Source organism: Atlanticothrix silvestris CENA357, assembly GCF_016056295.1.
In the GTDB taxonomy this organism is placed as follows: Bacteria; Cyanobacteriota; Cyanobacteriia; order Cyanobacteriales; family Nostocaceae; genus Atlanticothrix; species Atlanticothrix silvestris.
The window spans coordinates 46,760-70,670 of record NZ_JAECZB010000002.1 but is presented as its reverse complement, the minus strand read 5'-3'; the positions used below and the strand labels follow the sequence as shown (position 1 = coordinate 70,670).

The window sequence follows — 23,911 nt, the reverse complement described above, 5'->3', positions numbered from 1 at the left end:
TAAAATTCTTAATTGGATATCAACTACCAAATACTGTGTATCAAAGGGCTATGTAGATTTAATTACTAACAGCTTAATAACAGCACAGACTCATTTTTACTTTATCAAAAATTGACACCTTTGTATTTTTTTCATAAATCTAGCTTTAAAAAGCAATACACGTATGTACAATAAATTTTCGGATACAATGAGTAAAATTCCTCATAGATCCAAGGTATTATAGATACAAAAGATCTGGAAATAAAATACTTTCCAGTTAAACATCTTGTGCTGTCTAAACTAAGTACAAGGATATGTTTTTATGACTGCTATAAATATGCAAAGTATGAGAAAGATAGTCGCAGGGAATTGAGAAAAGATGAAATTTGCAGAATCAGGCACCCGTATCTTAGACTCTTCAGTGGTAGTAGCAGATAAAGAGCAAATCTTTTCAGATATCGGTGGTGAAGCAGTGATTCTTCATCTCAAGACTGGAATTTATCATGGACTTAACGAAATAGGCGCAAGGATATGGACTTTGATTCAGGAACCAAAGTCTGTAAAAGATATTCAGCGTGTCCTTTTAGAAGAATATGAAGTCGAAGCTGAACGTTGCGATCGCGATCTCATCGCCTTACTGAAAGACCTGCTAGCTGCTGGACTAATTGAGGTTAAAAATGAGACGAGCGCGTAATTTCCTGCGCTTGAGTGCAGGCGATCGCTATTTTTTAATCAAAACCTTAATTTTACTGGTAGCCATCAGGCTAGGGCTATCTTTATTACGGTTTAACACACTACTCAAACTTTTAACAAAAATCAGTCAGCCACGTGAGCGATCGCAATTTTTCAGCAAAGTGACTGTAGGCAAAATTGTCTGGGCTGTCAATGCCGCAACTCGCTATGTCCCTGGTGTAAAATGCCTGGCGCGTGCCTTGACTACCAAAGTTTTAATGAATCAGCACGGGCAATCTTCTGAACTGCGGATTGGTGTTGCCAAAACAGAAACAGGAAAGTTGGAAGCTCATGCATGGATCGAATATCAAGGATCGGTTGTCATGGGGAATCTCCAAGATCTTTCGCGCTATATGCCACTACCATCCCTTGCAGGAGTGAAATTATGAGTGGGATCATGGGCATTCATCATCTCAACAGTCATCCTATCAATCATCAAGACCTAGAAAAGATGGTTGATATACTTGCCCATCGTGGCCCTGATCATGCAGATATCTGGATTGAAGAGTTTGTTGGTTTGGGTCATCGGATGCTATGGACAACTCCTGAATCCTTAATAGAAAAACTACCTTTAATTAATCAAGCAGGCAATCTTGTGATTACTGCGGATGCTCGCATTGATAATCGCGATCAATTAATTGCATTATTAAAACTGCCTGAGCGTTCGATAGAAAAAATTACAGATAGCGAATTTATATTAGCTGCTTATGAAAAGTGGGGCGAATCTTGCCCAGAATATCTTTTAGGTGACTTTGCCTTTGCTATTTGGGATAAACGCCAACAATCTCTATTTTGTGCCAGAGATCATTTTGGGATTAAACCTTTTTATTATTATTACCAACCCAATCAAATTTTTTTATTCGCTTCAGAAATTAAGGCACTATTTTGTGTACCAGACGTACCACGACGATTAAACGAAGTCAGAATTGCCGATTATTTGGCATTAATGATGACAGACAAAGCCATCACCACTTACCAAGACATTTTGCGACTTCCTCCGGCTCACAGTCTGGTTATCAATCAGTCAGGCATTTATATATGGTCATATTGGTCACTTGATGATCAGCGAGAACTACAGTTAGAGTCAAATGCAGCTTATGCAGAAGAATTTCGGAAAATTTTCATAGAGGCTGTCAATTGTCGCTTACGTAGCGCCTTTGCGATCGCTAGTCATTTAAGCGGCGGATTAGATTCATCTGCTGTTACTTGTGTAGCAAGGAATCTACTAGCAAAAGAAGAAAAAATTCAATTACATACCATCTCAACTATTTTTGACAAAATTACTGAATGTGACGAGCGTCCCTTCATTAATGCAGTGCTTGATCAAGGGGGATTCATTCCCCACTATGCTCATGGTGAGCAATTTAGTCCGTTGTCTGACCTAGACAAAATTTTCCAGTACGAAGACGAAGCTTTACTAGGCCCCAGTCATTTTTATCCTTGGAACTTAAACCGGATTTCTCAGGAAATGGGATTGCGGATTTGTTTGGATGGGTTTGATGGCGATACCACTGTTGGTCACGGCACAACTAGACTAACTGAACTGCTACACCAAGGAAAGTGGCAAACTTTTGCCCAAGAAGTAAAAGCCTTATCACCACACCATAATGTCTCACACGCCGCAGTATTGCAAAGTTATGGTCTACCATATCTGCGAGATTTAGCAAAACAATGGCGATGGATAGCGTTTGCTCAAGGAGTACAGCAAATTCACCAACATTTTGGTGTTTCCCGTAAATTATTAGTTATCCATCACGGAATAAAACCTCTTCTAGAACCTATATTGCAACTTTGGCGACAGTGGCGTAAACAAGACAAATCTCCTCATCTTGTCTCTCAAACTTCTTTAGTTAACCCTGACTTTGCAGAGCGCATTCGCTTGGATGAGCGTATGCAGATATTAGCTGGTTCTACATTACCACCTTTGACAGTAAAAGAAGAGCAATGGCGTAGTCTCACTCAAGGGTTGCTAACCTACACCTTAGAGCAGATGGATCAATATGCGGCGATGTTTTCTGTGGAAGCTCGTCATCCTTTCATGGATAAACGATTGATTGAATTTTGTTTGGCATTACCTGCTGAACAAAAACTATACCAAGGCTGGGGTCGAATGGTGATGCGTCGGGCTTTAGAAGGTATTTTGCCAAAAGAGGTGCAATGGCGTGGGGGAAAAACTGATTTAACAGCAAATTTTGTGGATGGTTTGTTGAACCGCGATCGCCAGCTTTTGGATGAAGTGATGTTAAATCGACTAGGAAACATCGAAAAGTTCATAGATATAGATTTTCTGCGTGCAGCTTATCAACGGTTGATCTCAACCGACAATCAAGCTAGCAATGCAGATAGCATGGCTGTTTGGCAAGCAGTCACCTTAGCTTTGTGGCTCGACTACAAGCAAGTGATGCTGTAAATCCACCTTGGCAGGTTGTAACTGTGGCTTGCAGTACTTTCTGCTACCCAAATACACCGTAAGTCCAAATCTCAGGGGTACTACCCCAAAATACACATACAAAATCAAACTGAGGAGTTTTAATCATGAAAAAACCATATAGCACACCCACTTTAACAACTCATGGCAATGTTGAAGAAATTACACAGCTGTTTGGCCAATCCGATCAAAATGATTTCTTGTTCTTTAGTGGCAATTCTAGCCCCGCAACCAACCCTGCAACTGGACAACCAGCGACTGGTGACGGTTCTATCGACTTCTACTATAAATAACAAGTATCCATCTAGCTAGCTGAAAAATTGCAAGCTTTTTAGTTGATCTTGTGAAAACGATTTAATTAGATTGCCGCAGGGATATCACCAAATTTATGGTGTGTCTTTGTGGCATTTCATCAAAGATGGATTTTTATCACGCAGAGGCGCGGAGTCGCAGAGAGGATATGAAAGTTTATCAAGCCTACAATTTATGCATTGCTTCTGAGTTGCTCTTGCCGGAACTGATTGAAAGTCAGGGGAATCCAGATGTTATTGTACGGTTTGGTAAGATTGGCAGTGCTGTGACTGAGACGAAATTTGATCAAGGTAGCAATTTTTTAGGAGACATAGCAGGAGTTGGTAAGTTTGTTATATCCCAGGGGCGTGAAGTTATTATTGATACGTTGCCTGGAATAGAAGCAGCTTTGCTCCGCAATCTAGTTTTAGGGCCGATATTATGTGTATTACTGCGACAGCGAGGGCTGCTGGTTCTCCATGCCAGCTGTGTTGACATTAATAATAAAGCAGTGGCATTTATGGGGGGTTCTGGTTGGGGTAAGTCGACTTTAGCGGCAGCATTCCACACTCAGGGTTATGATACTTTAACTGATGATGTTATGCCCGTGGAAATTACCGCAGGTCGTGCGATCGTTTTTCCTGCCTATCCTCAGTTCAAACTTTGTCCAGAAGCCGCAGCTTCTTTGGGACACGATACCGAAAGCTTATCTTTGGTTTCCCAAAATTCATTCAAGCTAGCCTACAAATTACCTCATCGCAGTTTCCAACAGAATCCTCTGCCATTACACCGGATTTATGTACTGTCTAAGGGAACCAATCACGAAATTGCCAGTTTAAAACCCCAGGAAGCCTTTATTGAATTGGTACGTCATACCCGTGCTGTAATGGCAGTGACAGAGCAAGAATTTGTTACTTCACATCTACGTTTTTCTACTGAGCTTGTGAAAAACGTTAGTTTCCGCCGCTTCACTCGCAAGCCTTGTTTAGCAGACTTACCCGAATTGGTGAAATTAGTTGAGAATGATTTGGAAAATGACAGCACAGATCTTGATACTTCTAGTTCAGTATTAGCTGTCCCATAGACTCAAAGTAGATTGATCATTCTAGAATTTATAGGGTTTTAAAGTCTTGAACAGCAAACTCCGCAGCGCTAATACTGTACTTTCTCATTTGCTAAAAACTCTCAGTTTGGTCTGGAATGCTTCTGGTTATTGGACTTTAGCGTGGATGGTTTTGTTGCTGGTTCAAGGATTACTGCCCGCTGCTTCTATTTCTCTTACACCACGAGTAGTCAATGCTTTAGTACAAGTTAGCGGTTCTGGCATTTCTGGGGCAAGTATTCAAAAAATTCTTGTACCAGTGGGGTTAATGGCAGCCATTATGCTAGTGGGTGAGTTGTTAAATAGTGCTTCAGAATGGATTCGCACAGCTCAATCAGAATTGGTACAAGATCACATCAGTGGCTTAATTCATAAACAGTCAGTGGCAGTGGATTATGGCTTTTATGAATACTCTGAGTATAACGACAAACTCAACCGCGCCCGCGAAGGAGCTAGCGGGCGATCGCTCGCTTTACTAGAAAGCACTGGTAGCTTATTGCAAAACAGCGTAACTTTATTGGCGATGGCTGCGGTTTTGCTTCCCTATGGACTGTGGCTGCCTACCATTTTGGTAATTAGTGCCTTTCCAGCATTCTTTATTTTGCTATATCTCAACAAAGCCCAGTATCGATGGTCACAACGCACCACAACTGATCGCCGATGGCTGATGTATTACGATTATCTGCTGACAAATAGTACTATGGCAGCAGAAGTCAGATTATTTGACTTTGCCGATTACTTCCAATCGTCTTATCAAAATCTGCGTCGGCGACTGAGAAAAGAACAGTTAAAATTCCTCAAAGATCAAACTATAGGTCGCTTTGTTGCAGCAATTATTGCCTTAATTATTACGGGAATTGCCCTAGCTTGGATGGGGCGACAAGTATTATTGGGAATTTTAACTTTAGGAGACTTAGCTTTATTTTTTCAAGCATTTAATCAAGGACAGGGTATTGTCAAGTCTTTGTTAGGTAACTTGGGGCAAATTTATCGCAATAGCTTATTTATTGGAAATTTATTTGAGTTTTTACAAATAAAACCCCAAATTATCAATCCCTCAAACCCGATTCCTACACCATCAGCACTGAAACAGGAAATTAAATTTCGGCAAATTACTTTTCGTTATCCTGGCACTCAAGAAGCAGTATTAGACAACTTTAACCTCACGTTACCCGCTGGCAAAATTGTGGCGATCGTTGGTGATAACGGTGCAGGGAAAAGCACATTAATTAAGCTTCTGTGCCGCTTTTATGATCCTAATTCTGGAAGTATTGAATTCGATGGCATAGATATACGTGATTTTTCAGTAAAAGAACTGCGGCGGTTAATTACTGTTTTGTTCCAATCTCCAATACCTTACTACACTACAGCCAAAGAAAATATCGCCTTGGGTGATGTAGCAGCAGCATCAAATCAAGTAGAAATTGAAGCAGCGGCTCAAGCGTCTGGTATCCATGAAAAAATTTCACGCTTGCCCTTAGGGTATAACACCATGTTAGGTAAATTATTCCCAGAGGGGACTGATTTAAGTGGTGGACAATGGCAGCGTCTCGCCCTCGCACGGGCTTTTTTTAGACGCGCCCAAATCATTATTTTAGATGAACCAACTAGTGCTATGGATCCTTGGGCTGAACACGATTGGCTAGAGAGATTTCGGAGTTTGGCTAGTGGGAGAACTGCGATCGTGATTACTCATCGCTTCACACTGGCGATGCAAGCAGACATGATTCACGTGATGCGTGCTGGTCAGATTGTGGAATCTGGTAGTCATGAAGAATTATTGAATATAGATGGTCTTTATGCCCAGTCTTGGCGGGATCAAATGCAGGCTGGCTCAGCAACTACAGTTGAAAATAGCCTAATTTAGTTTGTAGTAGGGACTTTAGTCCCTAAAGGCAGGACTAAAGTCCTCACTACGAACGAACATTTTTTAATTCAGTTACCCAAACACTTCTACTTCTTCAGCCGCATTGAGTTGATCAAGGATTCGCCAAAGTTCTTGTAACATTGGCTCTATACCAGTTTGAGTCACCGCAGAGATTAAGAAAACTGGGGAGTAAGAGAGGTGATTCAGCTGAAGAGCTAACGCCTCTAAATCTACCGTTTCTTTATCAACTGCATCAATTTTGTTCAGTGCCAAAATTTGCGATCGCTCTGCTAAACCCCGTCCATAAGCTTGTAATTCTTGCTGAATTGTATTGTAATCTCTAACTACATCATCGCTAGTTGCATCAATCAGGTGTAGCAGTACCCTGGTACGCTCAATATGGCGCAAGAAATCGTGTCCTAAACCCACCCCTTGGGAAGCACCCTCAATTAATCCGGGAATATCAGCGAAAACTGTACCATCACCAGTGGGTTTCTTGACTACACCTAAATTCGGGATCAGGGTAGTAAAGGGATAGTCGGCAACTTTAGGGCGTGCGGCAGATAAAGATGAAATCAAGGTAGACTTTCCGGCATTTGGTAAGCCAATAATCCCCACTTCTGCCAACAGCTTCAACTCTAAACGTAGCAGTTTTCTTTCGCCATCTAATCCTGGGAGGGCATATTCTGGGGCGCGGTTACGGTTACTTAAAAAATGCTGATTACCTAATCCGCCTTTACCGCCTGCGGCAATACGCAATCTTTCTCCAGATTTAATTAAATCACCGAGTAGTTCACCAGTTTCAGCATCATAAATAGTCGTACCGCAAGGAACTTCAATGATCAAATCTTTACCATTTGCCCCAGTGCAGTTATTCGGCCCACCACGACCGCCATTATCTGCTTTAAAAAGATGTTTGTATCTGAAGTCTAGCAATGTTTGCAAATTTTCCTCGGCGACAAAAATCACTGAACCGCCTCGTCCTCCATTACCACCAGAAGGGCCACCAGCAGGTACGTACTTCTCCCGCCGGAAGGCAACAATACCGTCGCCACCTTTGCCGGCTTCAACTTCAATTTCTGCTTGATCAATAAATTGCATGGTTTAGTCAATAGTCAATAGTCAATAGATAGTTAAGGGTCTACACAATTAGATATGCAACTTAAATGCTGATGAGCTTAACTTACTTCTGTTTACCAGTTTAGAAGCGATCGGGTTGTGTGACCGCTTTTTTATTATTAACTATTGACTGTTGGCTCTGGCCTAATAACTAAATATATGCTGAAACATCTTCACCACATTCATCTGCTAAATAAGATAAAGCACGAAAACGTAACCCTACAAGTTGCTCATATAAAGGGTTGAGCTTACACATGGGCGGAATGTGAACAATTTTGCGTCCAAACAAAGTGACATCCCGTTCAAAGGGGCACTGAGCAGGGATCATTTTACATAAAAAACGGGCAACTCTGGGATCTTGAATATCCAACCCATCCAGCCAGTTGCGTAGAGGGTCGAGTGCTTGATCGATTTGACACTTTGTCAGATCGTTTGTGGCAGTAATTTGTTCTGGATGTTCTAGGGTATGACGCAGAGACTCTAGTAAGGTTTCTGGCTGTTCTAAGGCTTGGCACAATTGGTGCAGAACTTGATCTTCACTGGCAGAATATGTACCATCTGCGATCGCTACCATTATTGCTGTACGTAAAAAATTGGCCGCTGCTGGTGTGCCTTTACCCAACATGGCGGCTAATTCTTCCGGTGTAATTACCTCTAGCGAATCCCATTGAATACTGGGAGCTAATTCATCCTTTGTGATACTAGCAATTGATTGCTGTTCTTGGGCATCAAAGTTACCATCTGCCCAAGCAACAGTAAGCAGTCCACGTAACCAAGCAGCAACTTGTTCGCTGCTATAGGGGGATTGAACGGCAATTGTCATAAACTCACGCCTCAAGGTTTCCTTTGTCATTACTAGGCTACCTTTAAGTAGGCTCAATTGTTACACAGTTGATTCAACGCTTAGGGGTTGGATATCAAGATTGCGTGATTCAACAATCTGTGTAGACGCACACGCCTATGGAGAAATAAGCTACGTGTAGTGTCTCTTAGAGAAAAAGAATACAAATTTATGATTCAGAAAATAGACTGGGAAGTAGACCATCTACAGTATGGTTGGGCTAGTTCTAATAATGGTTTAACTAATCTCAAGTCTGTACCTGAATCTACGACTTTGTGGTCTTCTTTAACCGCAGGTGCTATGGGTCTAAGTTGGCGATCGCAACGGCAACGCAAGTTAGCCAGTAAAATACCAAGTGTGCATTGCCATTTTATAACTACCAATTAATTTGATGGTTTAATACGATAGACTGCGACTATGACAGATTTCTCACCAAAAAATCACTTCCAACCGATTAACTTATTTGAGTACGAACAGCTAGCAAAAAAGCACTTGTCTCAGATGGCCGTTGATTACTACAGCAGCGGTGCTTGGGATGAAGTCACCCTACGGGATAATCGTGCTGCCTTTGAACGTGTCAAACTGCGGCCTAGGATGCTAGTAGATGTGAGCGATCGCAATCTCACTACCTCAATTTTAGGACAACCTCTGCAACTACCATTGTTAATTGCACCGATGGCTTTTCAATGTCTGGCTCATCCACAAGGAGAAGTTGCCACAGCACAAGCTGCCGCATTAGCAGGTGTGGGTATGATATTGAGTACAATGGCTACTAAAAGCATAGAAGAAGTTGCATCTGTAGCTCACCAAAGTAATGCAGTGCAATGGTTCCAACTATATATCCACAAAGATCGAGGGTTGACTCGTACCTTAGTAGAAAGAGCTTACGCCGCAGGTTACAAAGCCCTTTGCTTAACTGTAGATGCTCCTGTATTGGGACAGCGGGAGAGAGATAAACGTAACGAATTTGCCTTACCGCCAGGTTTGCATTTGGCTAATATTGCAACTATCTCAAAGCTAGATATTTCCCATGAGCAAGGTGAATCTGGGTTATTTACTTATTTTGCCCAGCAACTTAACCCAGCAGTTACTTGGCGTGACTTAGAATGGTTGCAGTCTATATGCCCATTGCCTTTGGTACTCAAAGGAATTTTACGAGGAGATGATGCCTTGCATGCTGTGGAGTATGGAGCCAAAGCAATTGTTGTTTCCAATCATGGTGGTAGACAACTTGATAGTGCGATCGCATCTTTAGATGCCCTAGCTGAGATAGTAGCAGCGGTAGACAGTAGAATAGAAGTGTTAATGGATGGCGGTATCCGCCGAGGTACTGATATTCTCAAAGCTTTAGCAATAGGAGCTAAAGCAGTACTGATTGGGCGACCTGTTTTATGGGGGCTAGCGGTAGGAGGACAAGTCGGTGTATCTCATATCATCTCTTTATTACAAGACGAGCTAAATGTGGCCATGTCCCTTAGTGGCTGTACCCAGTTACAAGATATTGACTTCAGTTTGGTAAAATCAGTCAATATCTAGAGATTAAGTAAACAATAATTCCTTAAAACCATTCATTTGCCCCAAAAATTTTAGATTAAATTTTAATGATTGTTGCAAAATCACTAAATACAGTTATAATAGTAAAGTTGCATCCAAGGGCGGGTGGCGAAACTGGTAGACGCACCACACTCAAAATGTGGCGACCTTGCGGTCATAGGAGTTCGATTCTCCTCCTGCCCACTTATTAAAGACATTAGTTTGAGTAATACTTTTCAATCAGAAAACCATCTAGATTTAACAGTGAAGTCAGAAGATTAAGATTAAGACTTAAAAATCAATCACTGAGACGTGGCTAATCTCCCAACCATAGCCAAACATTTTCTAGGTGAATAAATTTAACAACCTGAAGTAAGATATTTCTCTACCTTTAGATAGAGGATATTTATCATATTTTTAGTTACTTTACTTTTGTCGAGGTATTTTAACACTAGTTAAAAAGATACATCAATTACAGATCAGATGGAACGGCAAAAAGCGTTTGGTCAGACCGATCATGTTAGATGGTATGGGAAACAAGATTATGGGCAACGTCTAATTGATGCAGGCTTTAACGTCAAACGTATCAAAGCCCTGGAATTTGCAAGTCCAGAGGAAGTAGAAAAGATGAGAATTTCCGCGACTGAAGATATTTTCTTCTGTACGAAATCATAGAGTCAGCAGATTTTTTACTTAAAACATACAAAATTATGCAGCTAAAAAGATGGGAATCTCCCCGCCGAGAAGGGAGAAATGATAAAGGCAAAGGTGGTTCGGCAAGAAAAAGACAACTCAAAAAACAAAGGCAAATGTTGCGACAGAGACTAAAAGAAAGCAATAAAGCAGAGAACAGCACAAGTGAAGTAATAGACAAGGGGAAGATTGTTATTCTTCCCCTTTCTTTTTGGGCGTTACATTGATAAGGACAACCAAATATACACATAGCAGTAAAATTAAAAGTTATTTAAATAACATTTTCATATTTATAAGAAAATGTTATTTTTATGCCTCTGAAAACATATATTTCAAATCAAACAAAATTTTTAATTATTCATTTCTTCATATAGAAATTCAATCAATCAATTAATTATTTTAAATTTCGTTGTAATTCAGGATTATGTGGCTGTAGAAGGAATTATCTCGTAAAGATACTTCACGAAGTTGTAATGTTTGTATAAATAAAACCTAAATAAATTATGAAGTAAATATAAACTTTGTCATTAAGAGTGTAAAAACAGTTAGCCCAACCAGTAAAATAATATACGGTTATAGATAATCCTAAGTGACTTCAGGAAAATAAAAAAAATTACTTAGAGTAATGATATTGTCTATCTATGTGTGTTCAAATTTCAAAGCGCTAAACGTACTTAAAAAAATCAGGATTCATACTGCTTGATTTTTTAAGTGTTGAAAATTCCCTAGATAATCCGTGGATTTTTGTCTTTGATATGAGGGGTGATTTATGGTAGGAGGAGTGTTTCTGCCTGCTCAAAAGGTGCTTGATTTTCCTATTACTGCCTTACGTTTTGAGGATCAGATACAAGCAATAATGAAGTGGGCGATCGCACGTGCAAGCAAAACTGTATGTGTAGCTAATGTACACATGCTCATGGAAGCTCACTGGAATCCAGATTTTGGTAGCGTATTACAAAGCGCAGATATAGTAACTCCTGATGGGATGCCTCTGGTTTGGATGATGCGACGAATGGGAGCGCGTTATCAAGATCGTGTAGCAGGAATGGATATTTTCCTGGCCTTATGCCAGCAAGCCCAAGCACAAGATTTAAGTATTTTCTGTGTTGGTTCACAAACAGAAATTCTTTCTAGAATGCGAAAAAGATTAGAGCAGGAATTTCCCCAGCTGAAAATAGCAGCAATGGAACCTTTGCCATTTCGTCCTCTAACTGAAATTGAAGACGAAGCTTTGATTAATAAAATTAACTCCAGTGGTGCTGGCATTGTACTAGTATCTTTAGGGTGTCCAAAACAAGAAAATTGGATGGCTCAGCATAAGGGTAAAATTCATGCAGTCATGATTGGATTGGGCGGAGTTTTCCCCGTTTACGCCGGTATTAAAAAGCGTGCCCCACAAGTAATTAGAGACTTAGGAATGGAGTGGCTTTATCGGTGGATTCAAGAACCGCGCCGCCTCTGGCATCGTTATGCTACAACGATTCCACCGTTTATATGGTTGGCAACTAAACAACTTTTATCATCCAGTCGCCTTGCGGGGGTCTTCCTTAACGGTACTGGGGACTGAAATACTTTACATAATAGTAATTTGCGGTGAGATGGGATAGAAATTTTTGTTTTTTATATCCTCATATCCAAAAATACTAACTTGCATTTCTTTGATTGATGGAAACAATTTTAAGAGAGAAAGACTCCACTAGTAGGTCTTAAATTTTCAACACTTGATATTGCAGATTTGTACAGTTTGATGCTTTGATCTTTAGTTATGAGTGCTTTCAATTTATTTATCAAACAAATTAACAATTCTGCACTTTGCCAATTTGGGTGAGCAAGTATGAATCCAAACACTAAATTTTTTATCTACGAACTTGTAAAACCCTTGTTACAAGTTTGGTTTTATGGAAATGCGCGTTTTTGCCCAGTTTGTCAGAGTAATGTGCGAGTTTTTAAGACAGCAGGCGTTAATCATAGACCGGATATAATGTGTCCAGTTTGCCGAACTTTAGAGCGACATCGGCTAATTTGGACGTTTTTTGAAAAATTTACTAATCTTTTTGACTCAAATAAAAAAGTAATGCTTCACATAGCACCAGAATATTGTTTCCAGCGTCGTTTAAATCAAATGCAGAATATAGACTATTTGACTGCCGATCTTTTTAAACCTTCAGCTATGGTGAAGATGGATATAACCAATATCCAATATCCAGATAAAAGTTTTGATGTAATTTATTGTAGCCATGTTCTTGAGCATGTTTTAGATGATAGAAAAGCAATGAGTGAGTTTCATAGAGTCTTAAAAGATCAAGGCTGGGCTGTATTACAAGTTCCACTCAATAAAAATGCGCCAACTACATATGAAGATCCATCAATTACAGATCCTAAAGAACGAACAAAAGCATTTGGTCAACCGGATCACGTTAGAGTTTACGGTCAAGATTATGAGCAACGTCTAATTGATACTGGATTTAATGTAAAACGTATTGAAGTAAAAGACATTGTCAGTAAAGAGGAAATAGAAAAGATGAGGCTTAGGGAAAATGAAGATATTTTCTTGTGTACTAAATCATAGATCATGGTATTCATAACCTAATTTTAGGTTAGAGTAACTCTCTTTTGAGTAAGTATTAAACATTATTTCTTAAACATGGAATCACCGAAAAAACCATCAAGCTTACAACAAAAGACTGTTAAAGGTTTAATTTGGTCTGCACTTGACAGCTGGGGTCGTCAAGTCATTTCCTTAGGTGTTTTCTTTATACTTGCTCGTTTATTAGGACCTGAAGCTTTTGGCTTGGTTGCGCTGTCTAGCGTATTTTTAGCTTTTTTGCAGGTTTTTTTAGATCAAGGGTTTTCGACAGCAATTGTCCAACGTCAAAAACTAGACGCAGAACACTTAGATACCGCATTCTGGATAACCTTAGGAATTAGTTTAATCTTAACTGTATCCAGTGTAGCTTGTGCTGGATTAGCTGCTGATTTATTTCATCAACCACAATTAGTACCCATTATTCGCTGCTTATCAATAGGCTTCATCTTCAGTGGTTTGAACAGTGTACAGCAAGCAATTCTTCAGCGTCAGTTTGCTTTCAAAAGTTTAGCTATACGTTCATTAATAGCAGTATTAGTTGGAGGCACAGTTGGTGTAGTTATGGCTTTTCTAAACTTTGGCGTTTGGAGTATAGTGGGTCAACAACTATCCAATAGTTTTGTTCAAGTTTTAGTTTTGTGGCGAGTTAGTAATTGGCGACCAGGATTAAGATTTTCAACTATACATGCCAAAGAACTTTTTTCTTTTGGAATTCATGTGTCTGGATTCAATATACTCAATTTTTTTAATCGACGATCAGATGACTTATTGATTGGTTACTTTCTTGGACCAATTGCGTTGGGTTATTACTCTGTTGCTTACCGGATATTGTTAGTAATGACAGAAGTTTTAATCAGCACCACAACCAAGGTTACTATACCAATATTTTCTAGATTGCAGGCAGAGCCAGAACGATTAATAAAAGCTTTTTATAAAGCAACTCAGTTTGCTGGACTCATTGCTTTTCCTATGTTTATTATTGTACCAGTCTTGGCACCCGAATTAGTAAAAATTTTATTCGGTGATCAATGGAATCAAAGCGTTCCAGTAATGCAAATTCTATCGTTGATAGGTCCTATTCACCTAATTATTTTCTATAACAGTTCTGTACTCACGGCATTAGGCAAGCCTTCTTGGAGGCTAGGGATACATGTGATAAATACAGTTACTAATGTCATAGGTTTTGCTTTAGTAGTCCAATGGGGTATTGTAGCTGTTGCATCTTTTTATGTAATTCGTAGCTACTTGCTTTCACCTATTTCTTTACTAGCTATTAATAAACTAGTTAATATTAATATAATTAAATATCTAAATTTGTATGTAGTTCCTTTAATAGCTTCTGTAATAATGGTTGCAACAATGTTATCAATAAAATATTTAGCAATACAATTAATCGACATACGATTGCTAACAGCAATTTTAGTTTTGCTTGGTATTTTGACTTATGTTTTGGCTATTTCGTTAATATCACCCAGTTTGTTAGCAGAAATTGTTGATTTAGCTAAAAGCGTGAAATTAAAAGTAGCAGAAAAATCATAAAATTATTAAATGTTTTTATCTAAATTTTAAGTCTTAATATTACCTGATTAACTTTTCTAACTTAACTATCATTAAAGTAGCATTGAAATGAAATATAAAACAGACATGTATTTGTATTAAAGTGATTAAAATCCATAATTGATTCAAAGGAAGTAAATATGAAAATCGGAATTATGACTTTTCACCACATAGATAATTATGGAGCAACACTTCAAGCTTATGCTCTATGGAGCTTTCTCAGAGATCAAGGTTATGAGGTTGAAATAATAGATTATCGTCCTTATAAAGCAATACGCTATTATACTAAGGGTTTTAGCCCAATAACTGAAAATTTTCGTATTAACTTAAAGGTATTCACAAACATTTTAAGAAGTTGGAAAATGAGAAAATTTTTACTTTCTCATATAAAATTAAGTACGAAAAAGTTTTATTTGAAAAAAGCATTACAGCAAGTTTCTACCAAATATGATGTGATTATATGTGGCAGCGATCAAATCTGGTGTCTTGATTCTTTTAGAGGATTTAATTCTGCATTTTTCTTGGATTTTGCTAGTAATAAAACTACTCGTAAAGTTAGTTATGCAGCTAGTTTTGGGCATACTAAGACTTTAGGTAGTAATAGAGATAAAGTATGCAAATTAATAGAACAATTTCAAACTATTTTAGTGCGTGATTCGAATAGTTTACAAATCATTAAAAATCAGTGTAATAGAGAGGCAAAAAAAGTTCTTGATCCTACTTTTTTAATTCAGTACGATACGATTAACCAAGCTCCACAATTAAAAGATAACTATCTTCTAATTTATAACCAAGCTCCATTAAAGCAATCGGAAATAGATTTTATTAAATCAGTTGTAAGAGTCCGAAACTTAAATATAGTTGCGGTTGGTAAATACAATAAACTAGCACAAATAAACGTGGAAACTGCAAGTTTAAAAGAATGGATTGGATTATATAGTCAAGCATCCTACATTGTAACTAATACTTATCATGGAACTATCTTTTCAATTATATTTAAAAAGCCGTTCAATGTATTTATTGCTGGTAACAAAATAAATAAAATCAATGATTTGCTTGAGGACTTAGGATTAGAAAATCGTATTTTTTTGGCTGATTTAAAACCACAACTAGTGAGCGAACAAATATTTGATATTGATTATGATTCAGTCTTTAAAATTTTAGAATCGAAAATTAGGGAATCAAAAAAATACTTATTAGAAGCGATCATGCAGGAGCAAAAAGCCGATAGTTTTAAATAAAAAAGTAATAGTTATAAAGGATCATCATGTCTAATTCTCTAGTATCTACATCTAATAGTCCTAAAGTTTACTCTTTAACATCTAATAAATTTTCACATTTTAGAACTTTACATAACTTTAAGCAAGTAGCAGAGATTAACAATGTAGATGATCTACAGTACTACTGTAGTTGGGCTAAAGAAAATAAATCCAGTATTTATATTCTTGGAAATGGCTCCAACACATTGTTCGTAAGAAAGAATATAAAATCATTGATACTGAAAAATAAATTACCTAAGTATATCAACCCTCTATCTACTACGAGATTAGAAGTGTCTTCTTCAGTTTTAATTGTAGAGGTATTAAAGTATTGTTACCAAAACTCTTTAAATTCTTTTTATTATCTTGCATCTGTACCAGCAACTATTGGTGGTGCATTAGCAATGAATGCTGGTCGAGGTAAACAATATGAATGTACGATATATGACTTTATTGAAAAGATAACTTACTTTGAAGATGGATATATAAAAACACTTCAAAATAATCAAATTTTACGAAGTTATCGACAAACAATATTTACTGGCAAGCACTCAAAATTGATATTGAGTGCAGTTTTTAAGTTTGAAAAAATAAACTTCGATGAAAATCCCTTAACTACAAGACAAACTTGGGCTAAAGAACATCAAGATAATACAGCACCAAATTGCGGAACTGTATTTAAATTTGCTAATTCTAAAATCCTTGAAAGTCTCAAAGGAGTTTCAATTGGTAAAGCTATGTTTTCTACAAAAACAAGTAATTGGATACTCAATAAGTCACAAAGCCCATATTTTATAATTTTTCTGATTAACTTAGCTAAAATTTTACATCTTATAAGTTTCCAAAAAATTGCTGTCGAATTAATTACAATTGATTGACTACTATCAAGCAAGTAAATTTAGTATTTTGCTAGTGAATGTTAAACGTAATGAATAATCAGCCAAACAAATTTATAACCGTAATAGTTCCGGTGTTTAATGATTCCAAAAAACTAAAATTATGTTTGAACGCTTTAGAGAACCAAACTTATCCTAAGCACCTTTATGAAGTTATTGTTGTTGATAATGCATCCGAAGAAGATATTAAAAGTGTAAGTGTTTGTTTTGCACAAACTAAATTTTGTTACGAAGGTTGTCCTGGTTCATATACGGCTCGGAATAAAGGAATTTCACTTGCAAAAGGCGAAATTTTAGCTTTCACTGACTCAGATTGTATTCCTGCTTCTGATTGGATTGAAAAAGGTGTGAACAGTTTACTTAATATTCCTAACTGTGGATTAGTAGCTGGAAAAATAGATCTCTTTTTCCAAAATCCAGATAGACCAACATCTGTAGAAATATTTGAAAGTATTTATCTGAATTTCCCGCAACAAGAAAAATTACAGAATCTTCACTATGGTATGACAGCAAACATTTTCACGTTTAGACATATCTTTGATGATGTCGGTTACTTTGATGGTACTCTTAAATCTGGTGGCGATCGCCAATGGGGACAACGAGTTTTTGCAGCTGGTTATAAGCAAGTCTATGCAGACGATGTTCGTGTAGCACATCCTGCAAGACATTCACTTTCCCAGCTACGTAAAAGAGTTGCACGTCTTACTGGTGGAAAGTTTGACAGAATGATGAGCCACAATCCTTCAACAACAGAAATCGTAGGGGATTTAGTAGAAACTTTTAAGCCTCCTTTTAGAAGCTTGTATCATGCTTGGACTATTGAAGAGTTAAAAAATATTCAGCAAAAACTGCAATTTATTTTCATTATGTTGTTTGTTAGGTACGTAGTGATTGTAGAAAAACTACGTCTTTATTTAGGCGGTAATTCTCAAAGAGGATAGTACTAAACTAATAGTTTTTTGGTTTTAGTTAAACATTTTATTTACAAGTAGTAAAAATTGCTTTGAAAGTGATTGAAATTATATTAATGACTTATATCTAAAAAACTATAGTAATTATTCAATTAATTATCATGTCATTATCTACACCCGTTGCTTTATTAATATTCAATCGACCGGATACTACTGAGAAAGTATTTGAAGCAATTCGCCAAGCTCAGCCCTCTAAACTTTTAGTCGTTGCAGATGGTCCTCGCACAAACAAACCAGGAGAAGCAGAAAAATGTGCTGCTGCTCGTGCAATTATCAATCGTATCGATTGGGATTGCCAAGTTTTAACTAACTTTTCTGAAGTCAACCTGGGATGTAAAAAAAGAGTTGCTAGTGGATTGGACTGGGTATTTTCTGAGGTAGAAGAGGCAATTATTTTGGAGGATGATTGTATACCTGCCCAATCTTTTTTCCCTTTTTGTCAAACTTTACTTGATTATTATCGCCATGATGACAGAATTATGCACATTGCTGGCACTAATGTCCAGCCTGTTGTGAGAACAAATTACAGTTATTATTTTTCAAAATATAATACTTATTGGGGTTGGGCTACATGGCGTAGAGCATGGAAACATTTTGATATTGAAATGAAAACATGGGAAGAAATCAAGAAGCTAGATTTACTTGATTCCATCTGTGATGATCCTTATGAAAAGATTTTTTGGCTAGATACCTTTGATAAGGTTTATAGTGATTATGTTAATTCTTGGGCTTACCGATGGACTTACGCTTGTTGGGTTCAAAACGGCTTATCAATAATTCCTAACACTAATCTTGTTTCAAATATCGGCTTTGGACCTGGGGCTACACACACAAAAACTCATACTAGTTATGCAAATTTACCAACAGATGATGCTGGTAGTGAAACACTTAAGCATCCTCCGTTTATAGTCAGACATTATCTAGCTGATAATTATACATTTGACCGTCTAAATGGAGGAGCTTATATGAAAAAATATAGCCCGTTTGTAAGTATGATACGCCTCAAATTATCTCCAATTAAGAGACGTTTATTTTCTTTAATTGGCGATTAGCAAGTACTATATTCATTCTTATTATTTAGAGTTTATTTACTTTACATAAATAAGTTATTTGTAAAAAATTTAAATTACTTCTTAATTTTATGAATTAATCACCTCAAACATTTTAAAGTTTGCCTTTATCCAAATTAATACTATGATTGAGAAATTGACTTCAAAAAACACGTATATTATTATACCTGTCCATAATCGTAAAAATACAACATTGGCATGTTTAGAAAATCTCCAAAAATGTGGGGATCTCCAAAGTTACCATGTAGTGATTGTGGATGATGCTTCAAACGACGGTACAGCAGAGGCAATTTATTCTCTATATCCAAAAACCATAGTTTTACCTGGGAATGGAGACCTTTGGTGGACGGGAGCTATAAGCTTGGGGATGCAGTATGCCTGTGAGCAAGGTGCAGATTACATTTTTTGGCTTAATGATGACTGCTTACCTGAACTCGGTACTCTACCGCTAATGGTTAAATATATGCAGAGCCATCCGGATACGATCGTAGCTCCTACTTGTTACGTTGCGGAGGATAGCTCCTTCATACCTGCCAAAAATGGTTTTCGCGGTAGAACAACCTTGTCTGCTAGCTCTGGTGAGGTTATTCCTGTCGATGGGATGTCTGGTTGGTGTGTCGGTATGCCAGCTGTCGTCTTTCGCAAAATTGGTTTTCCAGACGCAACCAAGTACCCACACTACGCTGGAGATGATATGTATCTGCTTAAAGCAACTCGTTCCGGTTTTAAAGCTTGTCTATTGGGAGATGCAAAAGTCAATTTAGTCGGAGGTGTACGTATGACATCCAACTTTCAACACTACTTTCATCCTAAATTAACTATTACTGAAACTTTCAAACTTTTATTCTGGAGTAAAAAATCTCCCTACCGTTTACCTACACAATTTTTTCGTCATGTAGAAAGATATGGTACAGTTATAGGAATTTTACTGTTTTCAATTAAAGTAATTTCATGGCTGGGACAATGGGGAAAATATCAATTATTAAACTTGCTTCCCCGACCAACAGTTTAAACATCAAATAAAATTTTGAAGCTGGTCACATCTTCAATATAAAAGCCTGAAGGTATCTTTTGTTCATACATAAAGCTTGTATCTAGAGGCAATAAATGAAGATGAAAAGTAGAAAAGTTTTAGTTTCTGCCTACGCCTGTAGACCAAATATGGGATCAGAACCTGGAGTAGGTTGGAACACGGTTTGTGAATTAGGTAAATATCATAAAATATGGGTATTTACTAGAGAAGATAATCGCTCGTATATTGAAGCAGAGTTGAGCAATAATCCAATTCCGGGGCTGGAATTTGTATATGTTGATCTACCTGGGTCAAACTGGTGGAAACGTAGTCTTGGAGCAGTGCATCTTCATCACTATCTCTGGCAGATTAAAGCTTACTTGCTTGCTCGCAAGTTGCATAAAGAAATTGGTTTTGATGTTTCACATCATGTTACTTATGTTAGGTATTCATCGCCGAGTTTTATTTCACTCTTACCAATTCCTTTTATTTGGGGTCCTATAGGAGGTGGAGAATCAGCTCCCAAAGCGTTTTGGAAAGATTTCGGTTTTCGGGGAAAAATATACGAAATTATCCGAATAACGGTTCATAAACTAGGTGAATATGATCCATTTGTCAGGCTTACATTACGAAATAGTACTCTAATCCGAGCAACTACTGAGGATACTGCCAAGCGACTGTGGCAAATGAGTGCAATAAATTTGCAAATTTATTCTGAATCAGGCTTATCAGAACAAGAAATTCAACAACTTGCCCAATGCCCTATTCCTAATAGTGGTCAAATTCGGTTCATTAGTATGGCCAGATTGTTGCATTGGAAGGGTATTCATTTAGGGATCCAAGCTTTTGCCCAAGCCGATTTACCCGATGATACAGAATACTGGATTTTGGGGGACGGGCCGGAACGAAAACGACTACAAATTCTTGCAGAAGAACTCGGTGTTAGTAAACAAGTAAAACTCTGGGGTAGACTATCAAGGCCTGAAACTTTAGATAAGCTGAGTAAGTCCAATGTTCTAGTTCACCCCAGCCTACATGATTCTGGAGGATGGGTTTGCTTAGAAGCAATGGCAGCAGGTTGCCCAGTAATTTGTTTAGATTTAGGAGGTCCAGCTGTTCAGGTTACAGCAGAAACTGGCTTCAAAATCCAGGCATCTACACCTGAAGAAGCAGTTTGTGGACTAGCTGAGGCAATGGCTTGTTTAGCTCAAGATCAAGAATTAAGGTTGAGTATGGGTTATGCAGGACAAAAGCTAGTTGCCCAATCTTTTAACTGGAGTAAAAAAGCAGAACTGTTAGCGCAACTTTATGAAGAAACAGTTCAAGATAATGAATACATTGACAAAGCTTTAGCTTAAAGGCACGGTAACAGAAACCATGTATATACTTAGTATACATAATAACTATCAAATTCGTGGCGGCGAGGATGAATCTCGCGAATCAGAGGAACGCTTATTACGGGAGATGGGTCATGAAGTTGATGTTTACCAAGAGCATAATGATCGAGTAGCAGCTATTGGAGCTATACCAATGGCACTTAGAACCGTTTGGTCAAAAGAGTCTTACAACATAGTTAAACAAAAACTTGAACGTGTTAACTGCGATTTAGTCCATATCCAGAATTTTTTCCCTTTAATTTCTCCATCTGTGTACTATGCAGCCAAGTCAAAAGGCGTACCTGTGGTTCAGACTCTGCGAAATTACCGTCTCCTCTGCCCGAATGGTTTATTTTTTCGTGATGGACAAATCTGTGAAGATTGTATGGGGAAGTTCGTTCCCTATCCTGGAGTCTTACATAGCTGCTACCGCGAAAATCGCCCAGCAACGGTTGCAGTCGCAACAATGTTAACTGCACACCGTGCCATGCGTACTTGGACGGAGATGGTAGATGTTTATATTTCTCTGACTGAGTTTGCGCGACAAAAATTTATCGCAGGTGGTCTGCCAGCAGAAAAAATTGTAGTTAAACCTAATTTTGTAAATCCTGATCCAGGTGTGGGAGGTGGTTCTGGTGGTTATGCCCTGTTTGTGGGCAGACTTTCTACGGAAAAAGGACTAGATACTTTGCTGGCGGCTTGGCAACTTTTAGATGGAAAAGTCCCCTTAAAAATTGTTGGAGATGGCCCACTAGCCTCTGATGTTATGGAGTCTGTAAAAAAACTACCTCAGGTGGAGTGGCTAGGCCGTAGACCAATGTCAGAAGTACATCAATTGATGGGGGAGGCAATGTTTTTAATATTTCCCTCCAAATGGTATGAAACTTTTGGTCGGGTTGCAGTTGAAGCGTTTGCTAAAGGTACTCCTGTAATTGCTGCTAATATCGGGGCGATCGCAGAATTAGTAGATGCTGGTCGAACAGGACTTACTTTCTCTCCTGGTAATCCAGAGGATTTAGCTGCCAAAGTAGAATGGGCTTTAGCAAATCCAACTTTATTAGCTCAGATGCGTCAGCAAGTAAGATTTGAATTTGAGGCTAAGTATACTCATAAGGAAAACTACCGCAGGCTAATGGAAATTTATGAAATTGCTTCTAATTATTAGAGTCTAAACAGGTTAACTAAGACAATTAGAAACTAGAGAAAAAATTATGAATGTAGAAATAGTTTCTCGTAATAAAGTAGAAGGATATATTAAACTTTCAACCTTAATAATAATAACATTTTCTACCGCTTTTTTTGCTCGTCTTCTTGACACTATAGGTTTACCTTCATACATAAATTTTCTGCATTTTGTTACTGTTCCAGTAACTTTTGGGATTGTGCTAGTCACAACCAAAACAAAAAATAGATATCAAATAGTAACTACATGGACTCTTTTATTTGGGCTGGTGATCCTGATAGGGGTAATGTTAGTTAGTGCCCTCTTGAATCAAGCAGGATTAATCAATGTAATCATGGATTTTTTGCTAATAGCAGAATCTTTTTTGCTATTAGTGGCAGTAATTAGTCTTAATATGTCTCCCAAAACCTTGGAGCGGCTGCAAACTTGGATAGTACGTTTTTGTTTTATTAATATCTTTCTTGCTTATTTACAACACTATCTTATAATACCTCTTTTTTATAGTTCTTTAAATACTACCCTTGGTACTTTTGATCTTGTTCAGGGAGTTTTCTATATATCTGGAGGTGGTAACACCTTATCAGCTAGTATTTCAATGTTTTTTGGAGTGTATTACTTTCAGAGTGCTAACAAATCTCCATTGTGGCTGCGGATAGCTGTGATTATGGCCTCATTTTGGCAGGTGATAATTAGCGATTCCAAACAAGTATTAGTGGTATTTATATTAGCATGGACTATTTTGGCACTGACTAAAGTTAGGGACGTTAAAAAATTACTCTTATCTGTTATGGGCATAGTTCTGATCATAGCTATAATTCTTTGGTGTGCTGAAAACTTAGAAGCCTTCCGCCCTTTTAAAACTTACCTCGATCCTGAATGGTACGATCTTGATAGTCGTACTATGCAAATTAAATTAGCCTCAATGCAAATCATACCTTCTTACTATAAGTCGCCCCTGAATTGGTTTTTTGGATTAGGCCCTGGTCATACAGTTGGACGTTTAGGGGGGTGGATGCTTAAGGATTATGATTACATGTTAATCCCCTTGGGAGCTACAGTTCATCCTGCTAGTCAAGCTGTTTGGGATAGGTTCTCCTCACTTGCATTTGGTGGAATTGTAGGCACTATCAGTACCTTTTTCGCTCCTTTTTGGGGATGGGCTGGTATTTGGGGAGATATAGGATTTGTAGGTTTGGGAGCATACCTATATTTAGGATACTTGGTGTGGAGTAGGCTTTGTAGAGATGATTTTTCTAAGTTATTATTGCTTAATGTAGCAATCTTCGGTTTTATTTTCACTCAGTTGGAAGAACCAGCTTATATGCTTTCTATTGCTATGTTCATTGGTCTACGCTGGCATGAAAATAGGCTAAAAAATTATAATCTAAACGAAAATTTATCAGTTTAGCCTATTA

General features: G+C 37.9%; 23 protein-coding genes and 1 tRNA gene. 22 read left to right on the top strand and 2 right to left on the bottom strand.

What is annotated here, in order from left to right:
- The first annotated feature begins 358 nt into the window (after positions 1 to 358).
- From I8751_RS01595 to I8751_RS01570, 6 genes are all read left to right on the top strand, one after another.
- Complete coding sequence (locus I8751_RS01595; protein WP_214437418.1) at positions 359 to 673, top strand: PqqD family peptide modification chaperone; 315 nt, start codon at positions 359 to 361, stop codon at positions 671 to 673.
- On the top strand, positions 657 to 1,100 hold the full coding sequence (locus tag I8751_RS01590; protein ID WP_214437417.1) for a lasso peptide biosynthesis B2 protein: 444 nt from the start codon (positions 657 to 659) through the stop codon (positions 1,098 to 1,100). The genes I8751_RS01595 and I8751_RS01590 overlap by 17 nt, the downstream gene beginning before the upstream one ends.
- On the top strand, positions 1,097 to 3,121 hold the full coding sequence (locus I8751_RS01585; RefSeq protein ID WP_214437416.1) for a lasso peptide isopeptide bond-forming cyclase: 2,025 nt from the start codon (positions 1,097 to 1,099) through the stop codon (positions 3,119 to 3,121). Before I8751_RS01590 ends, I8751_RS01585 begins: the two co-directional genes overlap by 4 nt.
- A 125-nt stretch (positions 3,122 to 3,246) precedes the next feature.
- A complete protein-coding gene (locus I8751_RS01580; RefSeq protein ID WP_214437415.1) occupies positions 3,247 to 3,432 on the top strand; it encodes a lasso peptide in 186 nt (61 codons plus the stop codon).
- Positions 3,433 to 3,557: 125 nt separating this feature from the next.
- Positions 3,558 to 4,514 (top strand): hypothetical protein, encoded by a 957-nt coding sequence (locus tag I8751_RS01575; protein WP_318780278.1) that lies wholly within the window; start codon positions 3,558 to 3,560, stop codon positions 4,512 to 4,514.
- A gap of 46 nt (positions 4,515 to 4,560) precedes the next feature.
- The gene (locus tag I8751_RS01570; RefSeq protein WP_214437414.1) at positions 4,561 to 6,399 is read left to right on the top strand and encodes an ABC transporter ATP-binding protein; all 1,839 of its coding nucleotides are present in this window, start codon (positions 4,561 to 4,563) and stop codon (positions 6,397 to 6,399) included.
- Between the two features lie 72 nt (positions 6,400 to 6,471).
- On the opposite strand, the gene obgE is transcribed toward I8751_RS01570, so the two are convergent.
- Both obgE and I8751_RS01560 read right to left on the bottom strand, forming a co-directional pair.
- Complete coding sequence (gene obgE, locus I8751_RS01565; protein WP_214437413.1) at positions 6,472 to 7,500, bottom strand: GTPase ObgE; 1,029 nt, start codon at positions 7,498 to 7,500, stop codon at positions 6,472 to 6,474.
- A 169-nt stretch (positions 7,501 to 7,669) separates the two neighbouring features.
- Complete coding sequence (locus I8751_RS01560; protein ID WP_214437519.1) at positions 7,670 to 8,341, bottom strand: Mo-dependent nitrogenase C-terminal domain-containing protein; 672 nt, start codon at positions 8,339 to 8,341, stop codon at positions 7,670 to 7,672.
- Between the two features lie 189 nt (positions 8,342 to 8,530).
- On the opposite strand from I8751_RS01560, the gene I8751_RS01555 reads away from it, so the two are divergent.
- The 16 genes from I8751_RS01555 to I8751_RS01480 all read left to right on the top strand — a co-directional run bounded on the left by I8751_RS01555 (position 8,531) and on the right by I8751_RS01480 (position 23,904).
- A complete protein-coding gene (locus tag I8751_RS01555; RefSeq protein WP_214437412.1) occupies positions 8,531 to 8,746 on the top strand; it encodes a hypothetical protein in 216 nt (71 codons plus the stop codon).
- Positions 8,747 to 8,776: 30 nt separating this feature from the next.
- Positions 8,777 to 9,895 (top strand): alpha-hydroxy acid oxidase, encoded by a 1,119-nt coding sequence (locus tag I8751_RS01550; RefSeq protein ID WP_214437411.1) that lies wholly within the window; start codon positions 8,777 to 8,779, stop codon positions 9,893 to 9,895.
- Between the two features lie 117 nt (positions 9,896 to 10,012).
- Positions 10,013 to 10,096: transfer RNA gene (locus I8751_RS01545), tRNA-Leu, on the top strand.
- 279 nt (positions 10,097 to 10,375) lie between these two features.
- Positions 10,376 to 10,567 (top strand): hypothetical protein, encoded by a 192-nt coding sequence (locus I8751_RS01540; RefSeq protein WP_214437410.1) that lies wholly within the window; start codon positions 10,376 to 10,378, stop codon positions 10,565 to 10,567.
- 35 nt (positions 10,568 to 10,602) lie between these two features.
- Positions 10,603 to 10,812, top strand: a complete 210-nt coding sequence (locus tag I8751_RS01535; protein ID WP_214437409.1) for a hypothetical protein — start codon at positions 10,603 to 10,605, stop codon at positions 10,810 to 10,812.
- Between the two features lie 542 nt (positions 10,813 to 11,354).
- Positions 11,355 to 12,152 (top strand): WecB/TagA/CpsF family glycosyltransferase, encoded by a 798-nt coding sequence (locus I8751_RS01530; RefSeq protein WP_214437408.1) that lies wholly within the window; start codon positions 11,355 to 11,357, stop codon positions 12,150 to 12,152.
- 267 nt (positions 12,153 to 12,419) lie between these two features.
- Entirely contained in the window at positions 12,420 to 13,154 is a 735-nt protein-coding gene (locus I8751_RS01525; protein WP_214437407.1) for a class I SAM-dependent methyltransferase, read from the top strand.
- Positions 13,155 to 13,229: 75 nt separating this feature from the next.
- Positions 13,230 to 14,711, top strand: coding sequence for a lipopolysaccharide biosynthesis protein (locus I8751_RS01520; RefSeq protein WP_214437406.1), 1,482 nt, complete (start codon positions 13,230 to 13,232; stop codon positions 14,709 to 14,711).
- Between the two features lie 158 nt (positions 14,712 to 14,869).
- Positions 14,870 to 15,970: a polysaccharide pyruvyl transferase family protein gene (locus I8751_RS01515; RefSeq protein ID WP_214437405.1), complete on the top strand. Its 1,101-nt coding sequence runs from the start codon at positions 14,870 to 14,872 to the stop codon at positions 15,968 to 15,970.
- Positions 15,971 to 15,996: 26 nt separating this feature from the next.
- Positions 15,997 to 16,866: an FAD-binding protein gene (locus tag I8751_RS01510; protein WP_214437404.1), complete on the top strand. Its 870-nt coding sequence runs from the start codon at positions 15,997 to 15,999 to the stop codon at positions 16,864 to 16,866.
- A gap of 50 nt (positions 16,867 to 16,916) precedes the next feature.
- Complete coding sequence (locus tag I8751_RS01505) at positions 16,917 to 17,825, top strand: glycosyltransferase (RefSeq protein ID WP_214437403.1); 909 nt, start codon at positions 16,917 to 16,919, stop codon at positions 17,823 to 17,825.
- A 131-nt stretch (positions 17,826 to 17,956) separates the two neighbouring features.
- On the top strand, positions 17,957 to 18,907 hold the full coding sequence (locus I8751_RS01500) for a glycosyltransferase family 2 protein (protein ID WP_214437402.1): 951 nt from the start codon (positions 17,957 to 17,959) through the stop codon (positions 18,905 to 18,907).
- A 154-nt stretch (positions 18,908 to 19,061) separates the two neighbouring features.
- Positions 19,062 to 19,937, top strand: a complete 876-nt coding sequence (locus I8751_RS01495; RefSeq protein ID WP_225893898.1) for a glycosyltransferase family 2 protein — start codon at positions 19,062 to 19,064, stop codon at positions 19,935 to 19,937.
- Positions 19,938 to 20,038: 101 nt separating this feature from the next.
- Positions 20,039 to 21,295, top strand: a complete 1,257-nt coding sequence (locus I8751_RS01490; RefSeq protein WP_214437400.1) for a glycosyltransferase family 4 protein — start codon at positions 20,039 to 20,041, stop codon at positions 21,293 to 21,295.
- A gap of 19 nt (positions 21,296 to 21,314) precedes the next feature.
- Positions 21,315 to 22,478: a glycosyltransferase gene (locus I8751_RS01485; protein WP_214437399.1), complete on the top strand. Its 1,164-nt coding sequence runs from the start codon at positions 21,315 to 21,317 to the stop codon at positions 22,476 to 22,478.
- 46 nt (positions 22,479 to 22,524) lie between these two features.
- The gene (locus tag I8751_RS01480; protein ID WP_214437398.1) at positions 22,525 to 23,904 is read left to right on the top strand and encodes a hypothetical protein; all 1,380 of its coding nucleotides are present in this window, start codon (positions 22,525 to 22,527) and stop codon (positions 23,902 to 23,904) included.
- The last annotated feature ends 7 nt before the right edge of the window (positions 23,905 to 23,911 follow it).

Bases quoted from the DNA above. Each gene is read 5' to 3' on its own strand.
- I8751_RS01520 (WP_214437406.1), top strand. From the start codon at position 13,230: ATGGAATCACCGAAAAAACCATCAAGCTTACAACAAAAGACTGTTAAA.
- I8751_RS01500 (WP_214437402.1), top strand. From the start codon at position 17,957: ATGTCATTATCTACACCCGTTGCTTTATTAATATTCAATCGACCGGAT.
- I8751_RS01490 (WP_214437400.1), top strand. From the start codon at position 20,039: ATGAAAAGTAGAAAAGTTTTAGTTTCTGCCTACGCCTGTAGACCAAAT.
- I8751_RS01585 (WP_214437416.1), top strand. From the start codon at position 1,097: ATGAGTGGGATCATGGGCATTCATCATCTCAACAGTCATCCTATCAAT.
- obgE (WP_214437413.1), bottom strand. From the start codon at position 7,500: ATGCAATTTATTGATCAAGCAGAAATTGAAGTTGAAGCCGGCAAAGGT.
- I8751_RS01525 (WP_214437407.1), top strand. From the start codon at position 12,420: ATGAATCCAAACACTAAATTTTTTATCTACGAACTTGTAAAACCCTTG.
- I8751_RS01555 (WP_214437412.1), top strand. From the start codon at position 8,531: ATGATTCAGAAAATAGACTGGGAAGTAGACCATCTACAGTATGGTTGG.
- I8751_RS01575 (WP_318780278.1), top strand. From the start codon at position 3,558: ATGGATTTTTATCACGCAGAGGCGCGGAGTCGCAGAGAGGATATGAAA.
- I8751_RS01515 (WP_214437405.1), top strand. From the start codon at position 14,870: ATGAAAATCGGAATTATGACTTTTCACCACATAGATAATTATGGAGCA.
- I8751_RS01590 (WP_214437417.1), top strand. From the start codon at position 657: ATGAGACGAGCGCGTAATTTCCTGCGCTTGAGTGCAGGCGATCGCTAT.
- I8751_RS01535 (WP_214437409.1), top strand. From the start codon at position 10,603: ATGCAGCTAAAAAGATGGGAATCTCCCCGCCGAGAAGGGAGAAATGAT.
- I8751_RS01595 (WP_214437418.1), top strand. From the start codon at position 359: ATGAAATTTGCAGAATCAGGCACCCGTATCTTAGACTCTTCAGTGGTA.
- I8751_RS01580 (WP_214437415.1), top strand. From the start codon at position 3,247: ATGAAAAAACCATATAGCACACCCACTTTAACAACTCATGGCAATGTT.
- I8751_RS01550 (WP_214437411.1), top strand. From the start codon at position 8,777: ATGACAGATTTCTCACCAAAAAATCACTTCCAACCGATTAACTTATTT.
- I8751_RS01480 (WP_214437398.1), top strand. From the start codon at position 22,525: ATGAATGTAGAAATAGTTTCTCGTAATAAAGTAGAAGGATATATTAAA.
- I8751_RS01505 (WP_214437403.1), top strand. From the start codon at position 16,917: ATGAATAATCAGCCAAACAAATTTATAACCGTAATAGTTCCGGTGTTT.
- I8751_RS01530 (WP_214437408.1), top strand. From the start codon at position 11,355: ATGGTAGGAGGAGTGTTTCTGCCTGCTCAAAAGGTGCTTGATTTTCCT.
- I8751_RS01540 (WP_214437410.1), top strand. From the start codon at position 10,376: ATGGAACGGCAAAAAGCGTTTGGTCAGACCGATCATGTTAGATGGTAT.
- I8751_RS01560 (WP_214437519.1), bottom strand. From the start codon at position 8,341: ATGACAATTGCCGTTCAATCCCCCTATAGCAGCGAACAAGTTGCTGCT.
- I8751_RS01485 (WP_214437399.1), top strand. From the start codon at position 21,315: ATGTATATACTTAGTATACATAATAACTATCAAATTCGTGGCGGCGAG.
- I8751_RS01510 (WP_214437404.1), top strand. From the start codon at position 15,997: ATGTCTAATTCTCTAGTATCTACATCTAATAGTCCTAAAGTTTACTCT.